Source organism: Mesorhizobium sp. RCAM 06353 (assembly GCF_059683585.1).
In genome coordinates, this window is record NZ_CM185031.1 from 2,007,397 (window position 1) to 2,025,154 (window position 17,758).

Sequence of the window (17,758 nt, forward strand, 5' to 3'; positions counted from 1 at the left end):
CCGCAACTGGAGAAAACTGCTCAGAGACCGCTGTTCTTGGCGGCCGTGTTCAAGGCATCCTCAGGCGAGGACTGGCCGAGCAGCGATTCCTGGATCGCCTGCTGGAGCGCGGTCGACAACTCCTGGTATTTCGGCGTGGTCGGACGCGGATACATGGCGGCCGAGGCCAAGCTTGGCGGCGGCGATCAGTTCTTCCTGGCCCTTGGTGACGGCCGGGTCGTCATAGGACGAAGCCCAGATCGGCAGCGAGAGCTTGGCATACTGGTTCTGCGTCGCCTGCGAGGTCATGTATTCGATGTATTTCCAGGCTTCGTCCGGATGCTTCGAGACCGCGGTGACGCCAAGACCCATCGAGCCGTTGACGGCCGACACATCGCTGATGCCGGTGACGCCGGGTGCCGGCACGACGCCGACCTTGCCAACGACCTTCGAGTCCTTCGGATCGTTGGCCATGTTGTACATGTAGGTCCAGTTCAGCGCGAAGGCGGCGTCGCCGTTTTCAAAAACCTTGCGCACGTCCTCTTCCAGGAATTCCTTGGAATTCGGATTGGTGAGGCCGGACTTGTAACTGTCGACCATGTATTTCAGCGCCGACAGGCCGCCGCCATTCTGGAAGTCCGGCTTGCCGTCCTTGAGGAAGTCGCCGCCATAGGCGCTGACCAGCGTGGCGTAGTCGCAGATCGCCGCTTCGGCCTGCGACCAGCTCCAGGCGATCGGCGTCTTCAGCAGGCCCTTGTCCTGGATGATCTTGGCCTGTGCGCCGAGCTCTTCCCAGGTCTTCGGCGGCGTCTTGATGCCGGCCTTTTCCAGGATGTCCTTGTTGTAGAACAGGTATTTGGTGTCGAGGATCCAGGGCATGCCATAGTACTTGCCGTCATACTGGACCGTGGTCCAGGCGCCGGGCAGCACGCCCTTCTTCATGTCGTCGGTGATCTTCGACGAGACGTCGACCAGCACCTTGTTGGTGGCGTATTCGGCCGGCCAGATGACGTCGAACAGCACGACGTCATAGCCGCCGCCCGAGCCTTGCGCGAGCACGGTCTTGTCGTGCAGGCCTTCATAGGGAACGAATTCGAGATTGACCTTGACGTCCGGGTTGGCCTTGGTGAAGGCGTCCGTCATGGCGCGCACGTCGGCTTCGCTGTAAGCAGCCTGCGCCATGAACAGCGCGTTGAGCGTCGTTTCGGCGAAAGCGTGGGGGACGAGCAGTCCTCCGGCGAAGACCGCGCCGACCAGTGTTTTGGTGATTGTCTTAAGCATCTACTTCTCCCATTTCCGGCGTTGACGGGCCGGCGATGCTGATATTTCGCATCGTCTTCCCGGATCCATGTCGCGTGACCTGATGGTTACCCGGCTGACCAGTGGCGACAGGCAGAGGCCTTTGCCATCTTGTTTTGGGTCGGTCGGTTTGCATTAAGTCAACTCGCTTGACTTAATTAGTCGATCAATATTCTAATGGAGTCAAGAGGGGAAACGCCGGTGGACGACATCAGCCCGATCCGCGCCAAAAGCGGCACCAATCAGGAAGGCACCAGCGCGCACAACCGCCGGGTCATGATCGAGGCGCTGCGCCTCAACGGCGCCCTGTCGCGCGCCGACCTGGCGCGGGCGACGCAACTCACCAAGCAGGCGGTTTCCAACATCATCGAGGATCTCGAAAGCGATGGCCTGGTGGTCGCGCTGGACGCAGTGCGCAAGGGCAGAGGGCAACCCTCGACGCCTTACAGGCTGGTGCCCGAAGGCGCCTTCGCCATCGGTCTGCATATCGACCGCCATCTGACGCGCGCGGTCGCCGTCGACCTGATGGGCAGCGTGCTGGCGCGGGCAGAGGCGAACCTGCCTTTCGATGAGCCGTCGAAGGGCGTCGAGATCATCCTCGAGCTGATCGCGGGCGTCCGCCGCGACCTGGCCGGCATTTCGGCCCAATCGGAAAAACGGCTGGTCGGTCTCGGCGTTGCCATGCCCGGACCTTTCGGACTGAAAGATTCCGACGACAAATGGATGATGCCGGCCTGGCAGAAATTTCCATTGCTGGAGACGCTGGCCAAAGGCACGGGACTGAATGTCGGCCTACAGAACGACGCCGCCGCCTGCGCCACGGCGGAGCGTATTGTCGGCGCGGCGCATGGCGTCGATCACGCGGTCTGCCTCTATGTCGGTTACGGCATCGGTGCCGGCCTGATCCTCAATGGCGAGCTCTACAGCGGCGGCCATGGCAATGCCGGCGAAATCGGCATGGCGCTGCTCGCACCGGCCGGTCCGGGTTCGACGCCGCTCGAGCACCGGGCGTCGCTGGCCTCGCTCTACCTGCATCTCGGCCTCAACCCCGCCGACAGCGACATCTACGAACAGATGAACGCCCTGGTGCTGGCCGAAGATCCGAGGATGATGGCCTGGATCGATGGTGCAGCGCATGATCTGCGCTGGAGTTTGCATCTCATCGAAACGATCTTCGATCCACAGACCGTCATCCTGACCAGCGGTGCGCCGGAAGGGCTGGCGCGCCGGCTTCTCAAGGCGATGCATCCGCTGCTGCCGTCGATCGCCGACCGGCCGGGCCGGACTTTGCCGCGCCTGCAACTCGGCACCACCGACCCCTGGTCGATCGCGCTCGGCGCCGCGGCTGCGCCGATCAGCCGCGCCTTCGATCCGCTGTTCTCGGCGATCCTGAAGACAAGCCCCGGTCCGGTGTAGCGGCGTCGAGGACCTAAAAGCGCGTCGCGTCGAACGCATTAAAGCCGGCTGTCGTCGTCACACAGGGTTCATCGACCGGACATAGCGTCTTTTCCAGTTCTTTGCTGCAATGCAATAGGAGTGGGACATGGTGGACATAATTTCCAGTGAGGCGGGGATTCCGAGACCGGATCATCCGCTGGATAGTTCGGGCAGCGCGAAGTGGTTCCTGCCGGCCTTCGGCGTGCTGGTTCTGGTCGGCGTGGTCTATGTCGGCTACGCGTTGAGCCAGGATCTGGCGGTGGCCAAGACCGTGCCGTGGATCCTGCTCGGCATCGCCTTGCTGATCGCGCTCGGCTTCGAATTCGTCAACGGTTTCCACGACACCGCCAATGCGGTGGCGACCGTCATCTACACGCGCTCCCTGCCGGCCGAATTCGCCGTCATGTGGTCCGGCGCCTTCAATTTCCTCGGCGTTCTCACCTCCAGCGGCGCGGTCGCCTTCGGCATCCTGTCGCTGCTGCCGGTCGAGCTGATCCTGCAGGTCGGCTCCTCCTCCGGCTTTGCCATGGTGTTCGCGCTGCTGGTCGCCGCCATCCTGTGGAACCTCGGCACCTGGTTCCTCGGCTTGCCGGCCTCGAGCTCGCACACGATGGTCGGTTCGATCATCGGCGTCGGCCTTGCCAACCAGTTCATGGCACCTGCCGGCAGCGCCACCAGCGGCGTCGACTGGTCGCAGGCGACCAATGTCGGTGTGACCTTGCTGGTGTCGCCGATCATCGGCTTCTTCGCCGCGGCCATCCTGCTCTATGCAATGAAGCTGCTGGTGCGCAATCCGGCCCTCTATGAGGCGCCGAAAGGCAACGCCCCGCCGCCATGGTGGATCCGCGCTTTGTTGATCTTCACCTGCACCGGCGTCAGCTTCGCGCACGGTTCGAACGACGGCCAGAAAGGCATGGGCCTGATCATGCTGATCCTGATCGGTGTGGTGCCCACGGCCTATGCGCTGAACCGCACACCCGACATCAACTATCTCGAAGCCTACAAGTCGGCTTCGACCAATGTCGAAACGGCGCTGGGCAAATATGCGAAGCCCGGAGTCACCGTTGCCGATGCCAAAGCCGCCAAGGCAGCCGTGCAAGATGCCGTGCGCACCCGGACCTGGAGCGACCAGACGACCGTCGCGTTGCAGACCTACATTCACAACACGACCGCTTCGCTGCAGCCCTATGCATCGGTCGACAATGTGCCGACCGATCTCGTCAGCAACGCCCGTAACGATATCTACCTGATCGGCGAGGCGCTCAAGCTGATCGACAAGAAGCAGCTGCTGCCAATGGAGGCTACCGATCTCAAGGCGGTGACCGACTATCATAAGGCCGTCGACAACGCGACGAAGTTCATCCCGATCTGGGTGAAGGTCGCGGTGGCGCTGGCGCTGGGCCTCGGCACCATGGTCGGCTGGAAACGCATCGTCGTCACCGTCGGCGAGAAGATCGGCAAGAGCCACCTGACCTATGGCCAAGGTGCGGCGGCCGAGCTCGTGGCGATGGTGACCATCGGCATGGCCGACCGGCTCGGTCTGCCGGTCTCGACAACCCATGTGCTGTCGTCGGGCGTCGCCGGAACGATGGCCGCCAACGGCTCGGGCCTGCAATGGTCGACGGTGCGCAATCTTTTGCTGGCCTGGGTTCTGACCCTGCCATGCTCGATCGCGCTTGCCTTCACGCTGTTCATCATCTTCCGCCAGGTGTTCTGAGCGGGGCGCAAGAGCTCTCAAACAAAAGGCAGCGCCGGTTCGCCGGCGCTGCTTTTTTCTTTTAGGCTATTCTGAAGCGCTTGCGGGACAGCACCCCCCTCTGGCCTGCCGGCCATCTCCCCCGCAAGGAGGGAGATCGGATGTCCCGCCCACTTTCGCCAACTACCAGCGTTAGAAGATTGATGCTGAGGGTCAAACTGCCAATCTCCCCCCTTGCGGGGGAGATGTCCGGCAGGACAGAGGGGGGTGTGAAGGAACTCGACGGGTACCTGGTATGCACAGGTCCCTGCGAATGATCCTTGCCTGACCTTAAGTCGGATCTTCTCTGTGCAGATCGTGGATGGCAACGCCATCGACATTGGTCGGCATCGTCAGCCATTTGCGATGGCGCAAGGTGCGCTGCGTGTCTTCCAGGCCGGTCTCCCAATGCTCGCGCATCGAGGTGCCGGAGAATTCATAGTCCTTGGCGTGACCTTCATAGCCCTTGTGCTGGTAGATGAGGTGCACGATGTTGACGATGCCGGCATCGGAATAGTCGGCGATCAACGCTTCTTCCGCCGGCGTCAGCTGCTCCTTGGGCACGCGCTTGAGCGCATCGAGCAGCCGCATCTTCAGGCTATGGATGCGCTTGAAATTGTCGGTGTTCTGGCGCGTGCGGCTGGAATACATGATGTCCTTGTGACGCGACAGGACGTCCGGCATGCTGCGCGGCAGGACGCCGCGGGCGCTGAACAGGTCGACCTGGAACACCAGGGATGAGCGGTCCTCCTCCTGGTCGAGCAGATATTGCAGCGGCGTGTTGGAGACGATGCCGCCGTCCCAGTAATATTCGCCCTCGATGCGGACCGACGGGAAGGCCGGCGGCAGCGCGCCGCTGGCCATGATGTGCTCGGGTCCAATGCGAACCTTGTCGGTATCGAAATAGACGAAGTTGCCGGTGCGGACGTTAACCGCGCCGACGCTCAGCCGCTTCTTGCCGTCGTTCAGGATATCGAAGTCGATCAGGCTCTCCAGCGTGTCCTTCAGCTCGGCCGTGTCGTAGAAGCTGGTCGCACCCTCGGCGCCCTGCGGCTCGAGCCAGGGATTGGGGTTGCGCGGCTTGAAGAAGCCGGGCTGGCCCATGGTCATCGTCATCCAGGATGAGGTGCGGTTGCGGATGTCGCGGTAGATGTCGCCTTCCGGCGTGTAGGACCAGATCTTGCGACCCGAGATGGTCTGCCAGAACTGTTCGAGGCGCTGAAGGCGGCGGCTGGGCTCATTGCCGGCGATGATCGAGGCGTTGATGGCGCCGATCGAGACGCCGGACAGCCAGCTCGGCTCGCAGCCGGCATAGGCAAGTGCCTGGTAAACGCCGGCCTGATAGGCGCCGAGCGCGCCGCCGCCCTGGAACACCAGGGCGATGCGGTCATACTGCGCCGAGATCTCCTCGATCGTGGCGGCGGCTTCCTTGTTTCGGTTGCGTTCAAGCACGAATTTTCTCCGGCTGGGTTGAGCTGGTTGCGAGCCGGCTGTGATCACTGAGATAGTCGTGCATGACCTCGCCCAAGCCAAGCGTCAGGTCGGCTTTGAAGTGGACGGCGGAGACGATGTCGAGCACAGGCAGCTTCGCCACGTCGGCCATGACATGGGGCCGAAGATCGAGCGCGGCCGGCGCCGTCCAGGCTTCCTTCAGCGTGATGTCGGTGAGGTAGTAGCGCACCAGCTCGCAGATGCGCGGCGTGCCGTCGACATGCGGGATGATCTTGATCAGGAAATTGGGAGCAGCGAGTGCTGCGAGCACGGAATCGTGATCGGCTTCCCGGTGCTTGTAGCCCATCGTGCCGGTGGCGCACAGGACGCTGCCATAGTGCAGCGTGCCGACGATCACCTCGCCTTCATGGACGATCTTGGGATTGGCCAGCTTCTTGGGAAACCCCCACAGCTCGCGGCCGCCAGCGATCGGCGCGTCGTCGTCGAGATACATCGAATGGACGTAGCCGCCATGCTGGCCCTTGTATTTCACCGGGATGACTTGGCCGGTCTCGGTGTAGTCGCCGAAGCCGGTCGAGTCCGGCATGCGGATGAATTCGTACTTGACCAGCGGCTCGTCGATCTCCAGCGGCGCCGGCACCACGGCTTCGAGCGCCTCGCGCGTCGTGCGGTAGGTGATGATGATGTATTCGCGGTCGAAGAAACGATAAGGCCCCGGCGGGAACGACGGATTGGTCAGCGGCATCGCATAGGCGCGCTTCACGACATCGGCGATTTCCAAGCTGCACCCCCAAGGTGTTGTCAGGTGAATTTCGTTTCAGGAATGACGGCGCGAATGCGCACCCGATTATGTTGCACGGCACCATGACAATGCCGTGTCAGCCTGACGACCATGATTTCGCGGCGGTCGAGGGCCATGCCGGGGCTGCCCTCTGGCTGTAATCGCATCGACACATGGCTCTGTCATTGTCATGTTGCGACGCACAATTATATGCTCTCATTCCCTCCCACCCTCGCGAGATCACCATGGGTTCCCTGTCTTCGAAGAATGCCCTCGTCACCGGCTCGACCAGCGGTATCGGCCTGGCCATCGCCCGCGCCTTCGCCGCCGAAGGCGCCAATGTCACCATCAACGGCCTTGGCGACGCCGCGGCCATCGAGCAGGAGCGCGCCGGCATCGAGAAGGATTTCGGCGTCAAGTGCCGCTATTCCGATGCCAACATGATGGATGGCGCCGCGGTCAGTGCCATGGTGCATGACGCCGAGGCGGCGTTCGGCAGCCTCGACATCCTGGTCAACAATGCCGGCATCCAGCATGTCGCGCCGATCGAGGAGTTTCCCGACGACAAGTGGGAAGCCATCATCCGCATCAATCTTCTGGCCGCCTTCTATGCCATCAAGGCGGTGGTGCCCGGCATGAAGGCACGCAACTGGGGCCGCATCATCAACACGGCCTCGGCGCATGCGCTGGTCGCCTCGCCGTTCAAGTCGGCCTATGTCTCGGCCAAGCACGGCATTGCCGGCCTGACCAAGACGGTGGCGCTGGAAACCGCGCAGGACGGCATCACCGTCAACGCCATCGCGCCGGGCTATGTCTGGACGCCGCTGGTCGAAAAGCAGATTCCCGACACGATGAAAGCGCGCGGCATGACCGAAGAGCAGGTCAAGCATGACGTGTTGCTCGCGGCACAGCCGACGAAGGAATTCGTCACCGTCGAGGAACTTGCGGCGCTGACGCTGTTCCTGTGTTCGGATTCCGCCAGGCAGATCACTGGCGCGACTTTACCGATGGATGGTGGTTGGACGGCACAGTAGAGAGGCAATCGAGGCGTTGCGTTTTCCGGCCGGTGCCGCGCGGGCGCCGGCGGGAAGGGTACAGTCAGGTCCATGAAAATCATCCAGCTCTCCGATCCGCATCTGATGACGCCGGGTGGCCTTCTCTACGGCTCCGATCCGCTGGCAAGGCTGGAGGCCTGCCTGACCGACATCGGCAAGAACCATGCCGATGCCGATCTGGTGGTGATCTCAGGCGACCTGACCAATGACGGCGAGCGCGCCGCCTATGCGGCGTTGCGGGAGAGGCTGGCGCAATTTTCTCCACCCTGCCGGCTGATGCTCGGCAACCATGACGACCGGGCGTTATTTCTGGAGATGTTCCCGGAGGCTGCCACCGAGCGCGGGTTCGTCCAGAGTGTCTTCGATGGCAGCGAGGGTCGCCTGATCCTTCTGGACACGCTGGACAGCGGCCATGTCGAGGGCCGGCTGTGCTCGGCGCGACTTGAATGGCTGGACGAAAAGCTCAGGGAAGCGCGCGGCCCGGCCTTCCTGTTCATGCACCATCCGCCGTTCCGGATACACATGCCGGTGCTTGACGAGGTCAGGCTGGCCGACGCCGATGGCTTCCATGAGATCCTCCGGCGCCATGGCAATGTCCGCCACATCTTCACGGGCCACGTCCATCGGCTGATTGCCGGCAGCTGGCGCGGCATACCGGTCAGCACGCTGCGCAGCACCAACCACCAGACCGCGCTCGATTTTTCGCAGAGCTGGAGCCTGGGCCACGAGCCGCCCGCCTATGCCGTGATCTTCATCGACGCCGATGGGGTGATCGTGCATTTCCACGATTTTCCGGTGCTAGCGGTGTCGGATCGAGCTCCGTAGAGGTCTCCAGTCAGAGAATGGGTGCGGCGGTCGTGATGAAGCGACTGTCGAGACCGCCTGAAAGTGTCTCCCATCTCCGTGCGCCGCAGCTCATATCCCGGCGACCGTCTGCCCGCGCGCATCGTCCTGTGCGGTTGCCGCGCTTCACTGTGCTTTTTTGGCCCGCACGAGGCTCCGCGAAAGGGTGCCAAAAAGCACACGGATTTGGACATTAGTCTTGACAGAAATACAGATGTTCAATACCGGTCAAGCGAATGAACAAGCCTGCAATGTGGGAGGAATGAGCGGTATGGCTTCCAATGTTTCGTTGACGGGCCTTGCCCGCGATCTCGAGGAACGCGGCAAGTCGGGCAAACCCATCCGCATCGGTCTGATCGGCTCCGGCGAGATGGGAACCGATATCGTCACCCGCGTCGCCCACATGTCCGGCATCGAGATCGGCGCCATCTCGGAACTGAACCTGCCGGCTGCCAGCAGGGCGGTGGATATCGCCTTCCAGGAAACCGGGCATGCGCGCGAAGTGTCGAACGCTTCGGCGATGACGGCCGCCATGGAGGCCGGCAAAGTGGCGGTTACCAACGACGCCAGCCTGGTCATCAACAATGACCTGATCGACGTCGTCATCGATGCCACTGGTGTTCCCGCGGTCGGTGCGGAGATCGGCTTGCGCGCCATGGAGCATGGCAAGCATCTGGTGATGATGAATGTCGAGGCCGACGTTACCATCGGCGCCTATCTGAAGAGCGAGGCAGACCGGCTTGGCGTCACCTATTCGCTGGGTGCCGGCGACGAGCCGTCCTCGTGCATGGAACTGATCGAATTCGTCTCGGCGATGGGTCATCCGATCGTCGCCGCCGGCAAGGGCAAAAACAATCCGCTCAACATCGACGCCACCCCGCCCGCCTATGAAGAGGAGGCGAAGCGCCGGCATATGAATGTGCGCATGCTGGTCGAATTCGTCGATGGTTCGAAGACCATGGTCGAGATGGCGGCAATCGCCAATGCCACCGGGCTGGTGCCCGACAAGGCCGGCATGCATGGCCCGGCCGCGACCCTCGGCGAACTGTCGAAAGTGCTGGTGCCTGAAAAGGATGGTGGTGTGCTCTCCAGGGTCGGCGTCGTCGACTATTCGATCGGCAAGGGCGTGGCGCCCGGCGTCTTCGTCGTCGCCGACATGTCGCATCCGCGCATTTCGGAGCGCATGGAAGATCTGAAGATGGGCAAGGGCCCGTACTTCACCTTCCATCGGCCCTATCACCTGACCTCGCTCGAAGTGCCGCTGACCTGCGCCCGCGTCGTGCTCTACGGCAAGGCCGACATGGTGCCGCTGGCAAAGCCCGTGGCTGAAGTTGCCGCAGTGGCCAAGAAGGACATGCAGCCCGGCGAGAAGCTCGATGCGATCGGTGAATATTGCTATCGCGCCTGGATCATGACGGCACCGGAAGCGCATGCCGCCAAGGCCATTCCCTGCGGCCTGCTGCAAGGCGGCTCGGTCACGGCGCCGATCAAGAAGGGCGAGCTCATCACCTATGCCAATGCCGCCCCGGCCCCGGGCTCCAAGATCGCCGAACTGCGCGCCCGCCAGGACAAGCTCGTCTACGGAACCGTGGGAGCCTGATCATGGCCGGTGCCAGCAAAGCCGTCGCCGACAGTCGCGCCAACCTGCCTTTCGTCTATCGACAGTATAGCGCCGAACAGCTCAAGCAGGTGCTCTACAAGATGTACCTCATCCGCCGCTTCGAAGAGGGCGCGGAGGACAGCTACACGCGCGGTCTCATCCACGGGACCATGCATCTGTCGATCGGCCAGGAAGCCAGCGCCATGGGCATCTGCATGCCGCTTGGCGAGGATGACCAGATCACCTCGACGCATCGCGGCCATGGCCACTGCATCGCCAAGGGCGCCGAGGTCAAGCGCATGTTCGCCGAGTTCTTCGGCAAGACCACTGGCTACTGCAAAGGCCGTGGCGGTTCGATGCACATTGCCGATGTCGCCAAGGGCAATCTCGGCGCCAACGGCATTGTCGGCGGCGGCATTCCGATCGCCGTCGGTGCGGCGCTCTCTTCCAAGATGATGAAGACCGGCAAGGTGGTCGTCTCCTTCTTCGGCGATGGCGCCAACAATGAGGGCGCCTTCCACGAGGCGCTCAACATGGCGGCGGTCTGGAAGCTGCCGGTCATTTTCGTCTGCGAGAACAATGGCTACGGCATGTCGACATCGACCGCGCGCTCGACCGCGGTCAAGAACATCGCCGATCGCGCCGCCGCCTATTCGATGCCTGGCGTCATCGTCAACGGCAACATTTTTTCGGAAGTCGCCGAGGCGTCCTACACAGCCGTCGAGCGTGCCCGTGCGGGTGAGGGGCCGACACTGATCGAATCCAAGACCTACCGCCATCGTGGCCATTCCAAGAGCGACCGCAACCGCTATCGCACCAAGGAGGAGATCGAGGACTGGATGTCGAATCGCGACCCGATCACGCTGTTCGAAAACGAGCTGCGCGAATTCGGCTTCATCGACGACAAGGGCATCGAGGCCATCCGCAGTGGGGTGGCGCAGGAGATCGCCGACGGTATCGAGTTTGCCAAGGCGAGCCCGTCGCCTGACGTCAGCGAGACCGGGAATTACGTGTATACGGAGCAGGCGTGATGGACGCGATGGTGCGTGAACTGAGCTACGCCCAGGCGATCCAGGAAGCCATGGCGATCGCCATGGACATGGACGAACGCGTCTTCCTGATGGGCGAGGATATCGGCGTCTATGGCGGCGCCTTCCAGGTGACCGGCGATCTGGTCGAGCGCTTTGGCACGGAGCGCGTCATCGACACGCCGATTTCGGAACTGGGCGGCGCTGGCGTCGCGGTTGGTGCTGCGCTCACCGGCATGCGGCCGATCTTCGAATTTCAGTTTTCCGATTTCGCGACGCTTGCCATGGAGCAGATCGTCAACCAGGCGGCCAAGATGCGCTTCATGCTGGGCGGCGAGGTTTCGGTGCCCGTGGTAATGCGCTTTCCCGCCGGTTCCGGCACCGGTGCCGCGGCCCAGCACAGCCAGAGCCTGGAAGCCTGGCTCGGCCATGTGCCCGGCCTCAAGGTCATCCAGCCGGCCACGCCCTACGACGCCAAGGGCATGCTTCTGGCGGCGGTCGCCGATCCTGATCCGGTGATGATCTTCGAGCACAAGCTGCTCTACAAGATGAAGGGCCCGGTTCCCGAGGGCTATTACACCGTGCCGATCGGCAAGGCGGATATCCGCCGCGAGGGCCGCGATCTAACCATTGTCGCCACCTCGATCATGGTGCAGAAGGCACTCGACGCCGCGGCTACGCTGGAAGCCGAAGGCATCGACGTCGAAGTCGTGGATCTCCGGACCATCCGGCCGATGGACAAGCAGACCGTCATCGACAGCGTCAAGAAGACGTCGCGGCTGATGTGCGTCTACGAAGCGGTCAAGACACTGGGCATCGGTGCCGAGGTCAGCGCCATGATCGCCGAGAGCGAGGCCTTTGATTATCTCGACGCGCCGATCGTGCGGCTGGGCGGCGCCGAGACGCCGATCCCCTACAATCCGGAGCTCGAGAAAGCGACAGTTCCGCAGGTTCCCGACATCATCACCGCCGCGCGCGACCTCGTGAAAGGGGTTCGCTGAGATATGCCGACCGAAGTCATTCTTCCCAAGGTCGACATGGATATGGCGACCGGACAGATTTCGCGCTGGTTTGCGACTGAGGGCGCAACCGTCAAGAAGGGCGATGTGCTGTTCGAGATCGAGACCGACAAGGCGGCGATGGAGATCGATGCGCCGGCCAGCGGCGTGCTGCGTGACGTGACCGGCAAGGAAGGCGTCGACATTCCGGTCGGCGCGCCTGTGGCCTGGATCTATGCCGATGGCGAGGCTTACGGGACCAAGGCGCCAATCTCCCCCTTGTGGGGGAGATGTCGACGAAGTCGACAGAGGGGGGCGCCTTAGAAGGCACCGCCCTGGCGCCGAGACCAGTCGAACCGACCCCACCCGACCGGCCGTTGGCCGGCCACCCTCCCCTTGAGGGGGAGGGGAAAACCCGCGCCACACCTTTGGCTCGTCGTCTTGCTCGCGAAGCTGGGCTGAACCTGTCAGCCCTGACAGGCACCGGCCCATACGGCCGCGTCGTAAAAGCTGACATCGATGCCGCGCTTTCCTCCCCCCTCGAGGGGGAGGTGTCCGCGAAGCGGACGGAGGGGGTGGCCTCAGAAGGCACCGCCTTTGCGCCGAGTCCGGCCGAGCCGACCCCACCCGACCGGCCTTCGGCCGGCCACCCTCCCCTCAAGGGGGAGGGGGACGTTCTGCGCCTCTTCGAACCCGGCTCCTACGAGCTGGTCCCGCACGACAATATGCGCAAGACCATCGCGCGGCGGCTGGTCGAGGCCAAGACCACCATCCCGCATTTCTACCTGACGCTCGACTGCGAGCTCGACGCGCTTCTGGCATTGCGCACGCAGATCAATGCGGCAGCCCCGGTGAAGAAGACCGGCGAGCAGTCTAATGGGGGCGAGGCTCCGGCCTACAAGCTGTCGGTCAACGACATGGTGATCAAGGCGATGGCGATGGCCCTGAAGGCGGTCCCGGATGCCAATGCCTCGTGGACCGAAAGCGCCATGGTCAAGCACAAGCATGCCGATGTCGGTGTTGCCGTGTCGATCCCCGGCGGCCTGATCACGCCGATCATTCGGCATGCGGACGAAAAGACGCTGTCTACCATCTCCAACGAGATGAAGGATCTGGCGAGCCGCGCCCGCAGCCGCAAGCTGAAGCCGGAAGAGTATCAGGGCGGCACCACGGCGGTGTCGAACCTCGGCATGTTCGGCATCAAGGACTTTGCCGCGGTCATCAACCCGCCGCATGCGACGATCCTGGCGGTCGGTGCCGGCGAAGAGCGGGCGGTGGTCAAGAATGCCGAGATCAAGATCGCGACCGTGATGTCGGTGACGCTGTCGACCGACCATCGCGCCGTTGATGGCGCACTCGGTGCCGAACTGCTCGTCGCCTTCAAGCGCCTGATCGAAAACCCGATGGGCATGCTGGTTTAGCAGACGAGCCCGTCAGGGCGGTTATGAGGCTCGTGGAACGCCAGTTCCGCCGGCCTGTATTGTTATGCGTGAGAGCATTTTGCGCCAAGCTGTTGCCTGATCGGACCAGGCATGCGCGCTGTCATCCACCAGTCATATGCGCCGTGCAGGAGGGAGATGGAAACCGGTCAGGACGCCGGACCGTTCATGCACGGACAAGACAGGAGGCCTCATGAAGACGCACTTCATCAAGCTGCTGGCCAGCCAGCTGGTGCTCGCGGTAACTTTGTTTGCCGGCGTGGCAAACGCCGAAACACTGACGCTCTACACATCGCAGCCGGAAGCCGACGCGGCCAAGACCGTGGACGCCTTCAAGAAGGCGCAGCCCGGCATCGACGTGACCATTTATCGTTCCGGAACCAGCGACATCCTGACCAAGATGGCGGCTGAATTCGCCGCCGGCAGCCCACAGCCCGACGTGCTTTTGATCGCCGACGCGGTCTCGATGGAGCTGTTGAAGAAGGACGACCGGCTGCTGCCTTATGCCGAGGCCAAGCTCGACGGCATCGAGGCGGATGCCTATGACGCCGACAAGACCTATTTCGGCAGCAAGCTGATCACCACCGGCATCGTCTACAACACCGCGGCCGCGCAAAAGCCGGAACATTGGGCCGATCTTGCCAAGCCCGCCTATGCCGACGGCCTGGTCATGCCGAGCCCGCTCTATTCGGGTGCCGCCGCTTATCTGCTTTCGGGCTTCGCCGGCGATACCAATTATGGCTGGGATTTCTTCCAGAAGCTGAAGACCAACAACACAGTCAGCGTGCGCGGCAATGGCGCGGTGCTGAAGTCGGTGGCATCGGGCGAGAAGCCCTATGGCATCCTTGTCGACTTCATGGCGATGAACGCCAAGAAGAAGGGTTCGCCGGTCGAGTTCGTGTTCCCCTCCGAGGGCGTGCCTGCGGTGACAGAACCGGTCGCCATCATGAAGACGGCCAGGAATGTCGACGGTGCCAAGAAGTTCGTCGACTTCATTCTGTCGGATGAAGGCCAGAAGCTGGCGCTGTCCATGGGTTACCTGCCGGCGCGCGCCTCGGTCGGCCGCCCCGACTGGTTGCCGGAAGGCGTCAAGGTCAAGGTGATGCCGTTCGACACCAAGGCGATCGTCGCCAAGACTGACGCCGACAAGGCGAAGTTCTCCGAACTGTTCGGCGGCTGAGCCGAGAATCACGCGGGATGCCGTTTCGACGGCATCCCGGATCTCAGGAAACGCAATCATGTCGACACGCATCAGGGAAAGCCGGGGCCAGGAAATGGCCCTGACGGCGGCGGTGGCCGTCGTCATCATGCTGCTTTCGCTACTGCCCATGCTGCGCCTGATCAAGGAGATCGTGGCACCAGGCGGCACCTTGTCGACCGTGGCCATTGAAGTCGGATTGCGGAGCCCGGCGACGTGGATCGCCACCTGGCATACGCTGGTCGTTGGCATTGGCGGCACTCTGCTTGCGGTGCTGTCGGGAACGCTGGTGGCGGCGCTGGTCTCGCTGACCGACATACGCGGCCGCAGCGCCCTGGTGCTGTGCTATGTCATGCCGCTGATGATCGCGCCGCAGGTGACAGCCTTGGCCTGGCTGCAACTGTTCGGTCCGGCAAGCCCGTTCCTCAAGCTCTTCGGCGCGGCGCCACCGCTCGGCACGAAGAACCCGCTCTATTCGACCTCGGGCATCATCCTGCTGCTTGGTGTCCAATATGGGCCGCTGGTCTTCCTGCTGGTGCGCGCCGGGCTGCGCAAGCTGCCGCGCGAACTGGTCGAGGCCGCGCGCGCCGGTGGCGCCGGCTGGTTCACCGTGCTGGTCACCATCGTGCTGCCCTTGATGACGCCGTCGATCATGGCCGCTGCGGCACTCGCCTTCGTGTCCTGCGTCGGCAATTTCGGCATTCCGGCCTTCCTCGGCATTCCCGCCAACTATCTGGTGCTGCCGACACTGATCTATCAGAAGCTGGCGGGCGGCGGGCCGGCGGTGCTGGGCGAAACCGCGTTCCTGTCGGTGCTGATCGGCGTCATCGCCATGGCCGGCATCCTTGCGCAGGAACTCATGAGCCGCCGCCGCGATTACCGCATCAGTTCTACCTCACTGCCAGCCGAGCCCTACGAGCTTGGCCGCTTGCGACCGGTCGTTCGGGCCGGCATGTGGCTGCTGATCGTGCTGGTGCTGTTCCTGCCGCTGTTCGGGCTGGTGCTGACCTCGCTGGTGCCGGGCTACGGCATCGCACTCACCGCCAAGACCGTGACGCTCGACAATTACCGCTTCGTGCTGTTCGAGCATGATGCCGCCAACCGCGCCTTCTTCAACAGTTTCTGGCTGTCGATCGCGGCCGCCTTCTTCGCGGTCATCGTCGCCGTGCCGGTCGGCTACCTCATTGCCTGGGGCAAGCAGCGCTGGGTGCGGCTGCTCAATCTGGCGGTCGAACTGCCCTATGCCTTGCCCGGCGTGGTGCTGGCGATTGCTTCGCTGCTGCTGTTCCTGCGGCCGATCCCGCTGACCGGCATCCAGCTCTACAACACGGTCTGGATCATCCTCTACGCCTACCTTGCCCGCTTCCTGGTGCTGACGCTGCGGCCGACCATCAGCGGCTATCACCAGATCGACCGGGCGCTGGAGGAAGCGGCGCAGGTGGCGGGCGCCGGCCTGTTCACGCGCATGCGGACCATCATCTTTCCGCTGGTCGCTCCGGCGGCGATCGCCGGCGGCCTTTTGATCTTCATGACGGCGCTCAGTGAACTCACCGTCTCGGCGCTGTTGTGGTCATCGGGGTCCGAAACGATCGGCGTGGTGATGTTTTCCTTCGAACAGGGCGGCGATTCCAACTATGCGGCGGCGATGTCCGTCATCACCGTCGCGGTCACCTTCGTGCTGATGCTGGTGACCAATCTGCTTGCCCCCTATCTTCCGGCCGGAGTGCTGCCATGGCGCGATTGAACCTCGACCATGTGACCAAGAGCTTCGCCGACTTCGATGCGGTCAAGGATGTCTCGATCGACGTCGCCGACGGCGAGTTCCTGGCGGTGCTCGGTCCCTCGGGCTGCGGCAAGACGACGTTGCTGCGGCTCGTCGCCGGCTTCGAGAAAGTGACCTCGGGCGAGATCCGCATCGGCAATGAGGTCGTGTCGAACAGCGGCGGCAGCGTCGCGCCGGAAAAGCGGCGCGTCGGCATCGTCTTCCAGAACTATGCGCTGTGGCCGCACATGACGGTTGCCGAAAACATCGGCTATTCGCTGAAGGTGGCAAAGCTCGACAAGGGTGTTGCACGCCAGAAGGTCGAAGACGCACTCGCTTTGGTCAATCTGCAGGGGCTGGGCGAGCGCAGACCCGCCAATCTCTCCGGCGGCCAGCGCCAGCGCGTGGCACTGGCGCGCTGCCTTGTGGCGGCGCCGTCGCTGGTGCTGTTCGACGAGCCGCTCGCCAATCTCGACGTGCATCTGAGAGCCTCGATGGAGGACGAGTTCGCCGCCTTCCACAAGCGCACGGGCACGACCATCGTCTACATCACCCATGATCAAGCCGAGGCGATGGCGCTGGCCGACCGCATCGCGGTGATGGATCATGGACGCCTGACGCAGCTGGCGACGCCGCGCCAGCTCTATCATGAGCCGGCAAATGAAATGGTCGCCTCCTTCATATCGCAAGGTATCTTGCTGCCTGCGGATGTCTTGACGGGCGAAGACGGCGGCCATTGCAAGGTCAAGGTACTCGGAACCGAACTGGTGGTCCGCTGCCGCCCCGGCGAGCGGCCGCGTGCGGGTGCGAAGATCTGCTGCCGGTCGGCGGATCTCGATGTGTCACCGGATGGCCCGGGCTTCGATGGTCTCGTCAAGCGGGTGATCTACCAGGGGGGCGCCGCACGCATCGAATTCACGGCTGCCGCTGGCCCCGATCTCACCTTGCATTTTGAGCAGCCAGACCCGGTCGTGTTGGAGAGCGGAGCCCAGGCACGGCTGCGGATAAAGTCCGGCTGGCTGATCCCGGCTGTGGGAGCAGTCTCGTGATGATGCTGGATGCTTGGCGGCTTTCAGTCGCGCCAACGATTCGGCGATGTGATCACCCAGATCACCAATCTGTCAGCGGCTAAATTCCGCTAATCCTGTGCTT

12 protein-coding genes and 2 pseudogenes are annotated in these 17,758 nt (G+C 63.1%); 11 read left to right on the forward strand and 3 right to left on the reverse strand.

Translation table 11 applies throughout. The features are described 5' to 3' along the window. Positions 1-20 precede the first annotated feature (20 nt). Positions 21-1,260 (reverse strand): annotated as a pseudogene (locus AC56QX_RS09475) (extracellular solute-binding protein). A 219-nt stretch (positions 1,261-1,479) separates the two neighbouring features. On the opposite strand from AC56QX_RS09475, the gene AC56QX_RS09480 reads away from it, so the two are divergent. Together AC56QX_RS09480 and AC56QX_RS09485 are read left to right on the forward strand one after the other, a co-directional pair. Beyond that, complete coding sequence (locus AC56QX_RS09480; RefSeq protein WP_497115479.1) at positions 1,480-2,694, forward strand: ROK family protein; 1,215 nt, start codon at positions 1,480-1,482, stop codon at positions 2,692-2,694. 127 nt (positions 2,695-2,821) lie between these two features. Beyond that, positions 2,822-4,432, forward strand: coding sequence for an inorganic phosphate transporter (locus tag AC56QX_RS09485; RefSeq protein WP_497115480.1), 1,611 nt, complete (start codon positions 2,822-2,824; stop codon positions 4,430-4,432). Between the two features lie 309 nt (positions 4,433-4,741). Here AC56QX_RS09485 and AC56QX_RS09490 read toward each other — a convergent pair whose 3' ends face one another. Further along, positions 4,742-5,902 (reverse strand): patatin-like phospholipase family protein, encoded by a 1,161-nt coding sequence (locus AC56QX_RS09490; protein WP_497115482.1) that lies wholly within the window; start codon positions 5,900-5,902, stop codon positions 4,742-4,744. Further along, the gene (locus AC56QX_RS09495; protein WP_497115484.1) at positions 5,895-6,683 is read right to left on the reverse strand and encodes an acetoacetate decarboxylase; all 789 of its coding nucleotides are present in this window, start codon (positions 6,681-6,683) and stop codon (positions 5,895-5,897) included. The genes AC56QX_RS09490 and AC56QX_RS09495 overlap by 8 nt, the downstream gene beginning before the upstream one ends. Before the next feature lie 245 nt (positions 6,684-6,928). On the opposite strand from AC56QX_RS09495, the gene AC56QX_RS09500 reads away from it, so the two are divergent. From AC56QX_RS09500 to AC56QX_RS09540, 9 genes and pseudogenes are all read left to right on the forward strand, one after another. Next, on the forward strand, positions 6,929-7,717 hold the full coding sequence (locus AC56QX_RS09500) for a 3-hydroxybutyrate dehydrogenase (RefSeq protein ID WP_497115485.1): 789 nt from the start codon (positions 6,929-6,931) through the stop codon (positions 7,715-7,717). 72 nt (positions 7,718-7,789) lie between these two features. Further along, positions 7,790-8,563 (forward strand): phosphodiesterase, encoded by a 774-nt coding sequence (locus AC56QX_RS09505; RefSeq protein ID WP_497115486.1) that lies wholly within the window; start codon positions 7,790-7,792, stop codon positions 8,561-8,563. 289 nt (positions 8,564-8,852) lie between these two features. Beyond that, complete coding sequence (locus AC56QX_RS09510; RefSeq protein ID WP_258589039.1) at positions 8,853-10,181, forward strand: NAD(P)H-dependent oxidoreductase; 1,329 nt, start codon at positions 8,853-8,855, stop codon at positions 10,179-10,181. A gap of 2 nt (positions 10,182-10,183) precedes the next feature. Beyond that, positions 10,184-11,212, forward strand: coding sequence for a thiamine pyrophosphate-dependent dehydrogenase E1 component subunit alpha (locus tag AC56QX_RS09515; protein WP_497115489.1), 1,029 nt, complete (start codon positions 10,184-10,186; stop codon positions 11,210-11,212). Continuing rightward, positions 11,212-12,210 (forward strand): alpha-ketoacid dehydrogenase subunit beta, encoded by a 999-nt coding sequence (locus AC56QX_RS09520; RefSeq protein WP_183463635.1) that lies wholly within the window; start codon positions 11,212-11,214, stop codon positions 12,208-12,210. Before AC56QX_RS09515 ends, AC56QX_RS09520 begins: the two co-directional genes overlap by 1 nt. Before the next feature lie 3 nt (positions 12,211-12,213). Further along, positions 12,214-13,628 (forward strand): annotated as a pseudogene (locus AC56QX_RS09525) (pyruvate dehydrogenase complex dihydrolipoamide acetyltransferase). 211 nt (positions 13,629-13,839) lie between these two features. Further along, positions 13,840-14,826, forward strand: a complete 987-nt coding sequence (locus tag AC56QX_RS09530; protein ID WP_497115490.1) for an ABC transporter substrate-binding protein — start codon at positions 13,840-13,842, stop codon at positions 14,824-14,826. Between the two features lie 58 nt (positions 14,827-14,884). Then, on the forward strand, positions 14,885-16,588 hold the full coding sequence (locus tag AC56QX_RS09535) for an ABC transporter permease (protein WP_497115491.1): 1,704 nt from the start codon (positions 14,885-14,887) through the stop codon (positions 16,586-16,588). Continuing rightward, entirely contained in the window at positions 16,576-17,655 is a 1,080-nt protein-coding gene (locus AC56QX_RS09540; RefSeq protein WP_497115492.1) for an ABC transporter ATP-binding protein, read from the forward strand. Before AC56QX_RS09535 ends, AC56QX_RS09540 begins: the two co-directional genes overlap by 13 nt. Positions 17,656-17,758: the final 103 nt, after the last annotated feature.